The 2,871-nt window shown below is 43.0% G+C and carries 1 protein-coding gene; it reads right to left on the bottom strand.

What is annotated here, in order from left to right; translation table 11 throughout:
• Positions 1 to 236: 236 nt before the first annotated feature.
• Positions 237 to 2,222 carry an ankyrin repeat domain-containing protein gene (locus RM811_RS18460; protein WP_402527246.1) on the bottom strand — a complete coding sequence of 662 codons (1,986 nt, stop codon included), beginning with the start codon at positions 2,220 to 2,222 and terminating at the stop codon, positions 237 to 239.
• Between the last annotated feature and the right edge of the window lie 649 nt (positions 2,223 to 2,871).

Below are 2,871 nucleotides of genomic sequence, written 5' to 3'. Positions count from 1 at the left end.
GCCGTTAGTTTTGTACTCAAAAGTCCGATCTTCCGAAAATATTATTCTTATATCCCTTCCTGCTTGAGTTCCGAAATAATTAATACTGATCAATTTGTCAGTTTTTATATTGAACCACTATTTTATTCAGTCTGTAATTTTGGGGTGTCCTATTTCTTTACATAGCTGCGTCCAAGGCACTGCCCGTCAGCCTTTTTGGCCTGCTCAGTTATCTGGAACCCGCGATTCAGCCCGAATTATCCGTAATAAACCGGTATTGTCTGAGGCAGCCCTGAATGGCTCAAGTCAAGGATGACTGGTGGATTTTCTTGTAACAATTTGATGATACCTGCTTCCCCGGAAGCTTCTGCCAGTTTCACACAAAATTCCCGATCATCTGCGTCAATGAAGACATCAAAACCGCTATCTAACAGTATTTTCACTATCTCTGGAGATTTATTCTCAATAGCCCGACGGAGTGCTGTTTGTCCTGTATCACAATTATTAAATTCCGGTTTGTGCCCCTCGATTTGTATTCCAAGAACCTCTTTAAGGATTTCGGCATTATCCATTATAACGGCATGATGTACAGCCGACAGGCGTTGTTCATCCAGCAAGTCTGGGGGTTCTGTAATTTTCTCGGTGATTAACATCCTGACGCACTGAACATTGCCAGATTGGACAGCCTGATGTAGTGCTTTCGGCTTTCCATAAAGCCAAGAGAAACTTTTATCAGTATATCCTGATCCAATCATGAGCTGCAGCATACCTAAATGCCCACTGCGTGCAATTTTTTGTAACGGTGTGAAACCATCATCGTCTGGTAGATTCCTGCCGCCGTTTTCCAGTAACAAGCCGATTAATGCTTCATCTGTTTTTTTTGCCTCTGCTGCCAAATGCAGTGGCGTCCGACCTTTGTCATCAAGTACATTCGGATTCATTTGGCAACTCAGTAATCTGCTGAGTTCATCCTTATCACCGTTTTCACAGGCCTTATGCAAAGGCGTAGCACTGTCAGCACGAACATCGGCATGCAGCCATTCATCATCAACCCCTCTGATTGTCACGCCCTGCTTCTCAAGCTCACTCCTCAAAACCTCGTTGCCTTTCATACAGGCTGCTGCATATAGCACCACTTTGCCTGAGTTCTCTGAAACCCCAACACGTTGCTGTGCTTGATATTCTTCAAACAACTTGTCGAGATCACACATACCCAGCACAAACGGTATTGAGCTGAAATCCCCATCGCCAAATAGTTGTTCCAGGCAGGCCAGCCGATCAGCTTCCTTAAGCTTGCCATAACAACCACCCCTGCTACGCAGAAGCCTGTAACCACAAGGGTTTAGCGCTTTAAAAGCCTTGTCCAATGGCGTTTCTCCATCATTGTCACACTTATTCACATCAACACTATTTTGTTGCAATACCACTTCCACCATTTCTCTATTATGAACCTCATTCCACTGAGTACGATAACCCTGAGTTACAATACAATGAAGCAGTGTTTGACCATTGTTGTATAGCGCGTTGATATCTTTAATACGGTGGATCACATCCCTCAACAAATACGTATAATTACCGGTGATTATCTTGTGTATTACTGTTATACCGTCTTTATTCTGAGTATCTATGGCTGTTTCCTTGCCTGGGGGCTGGGGACATAAAAGCATGTCCGCAACCTTGACATGATCAAATCCGGTGTAATCGCCGAGGTTAGGGCAAAGCTTTTGCCAGGTCAGTAGCTTCATATGTGGAGTTTCACCTCCCTTAGCCTCCAAGTCTCGATCCCCTCCAAGTTTGACCAGATCCTTGTACATCTCCATATACCCTCCAGCTGCCAGCAGGTGCAGGAGGGAACAACCTTCTTTATTTTGTCGATTGATAAGCTTGATCGTATTTGCAGGTATGCTGTTGCAGTCCACCCCTTTACCGGGCAAGCCACATTCTTTACTCTGCATGGATGGAGTTCTTGACAATCTGTCTGCAATATTGCCGAAGCTCTGTTGATATAACCGGGTTAGCTCCTCACTTGCCGGGCCATACGCATCAAATGATTTCGCCGTCTCCTTGATAATGGCAGCCATTAATGGTGAATTACCATCTTCATCCACTCGATCTGATCTGACTTCTACCGCTATCTCTTTTACCTTGGACGCTTGTGTTTCTTTATCGACTTTTTTCACATCATCGACTTTTTTCACATCCACCAATCCATAATCGGCAGCAATACATTTTCGCGTTACCATTGAGGACTGCATGTCGTCACCAAATCTTGTTGTTTTAAACGACAGCCAGCGAGGCCGGTTCTTCCATGACAAACTTATTTTTTGTAACCATCCCTTTGAGTTACGTCTGCGACCTTCTTCGAGTAATGGTGTTTTCGAATTACAATCTTGTGATATCGCCCACGGTGATGTTGACGGAGTTATCTGACTCGACACGGGAAACCTCGCTGGTTATAATAAGCAGGTGATAGTTTGCTATCAAATGCTTTGACCACTAGCTAATGAATAAGTTCCAACCTTTTTATAATCAAAGCATCAGCAGCCGATGATATTCACGAATTATCTGGTGGTAAATATTGAAATGTAAACAACTACCCACTTTTTAAAAAGTAGCGATCATGCCTCTATGCCTTGGTATCAATGGTGATGATCGGTTTATCAAATAAAATTAACTATACGTACAGTCAATTTACCGAAAGCAAACTTCTACCTACTTAGACATTAATTTGAGCTGCCAGTTAGAAAAAACCGAAAACCGGGGTCAGGTCTTTCATTGTGCATATCCATTGCCGTTTAATAAAATTGAAATAAAAACCAGTTCGTAAGTATTCGAAATAAAAGGCCCACCATCACTATTTACAATGAGTTAATGTGCAGAATATGTTACGCA

It is taken from the genome of Endozoicomonas sp., assembly GCF_031844845.1.
In the GTDB taxonomy this organism is placed as follows: Bacteria; Pseudomonadota; Gammaproteobacteria; order Pseudomonadales; family Endozoicomonadaceae; genus Endozoicomonas.
This window is presented reverse-complemented; position numbering and strand designations above follow the sequence as displayed.

Excerpts from the sequence above, each read along its gene's own strand:
- RM811_RS18460 (WP_402527246.1), bottom strand. The coding sequence starts at position 2,222 with ATGGTAACGCGAAAATGTATTGCTGCCGATTATGGATTGGTGGATGTG.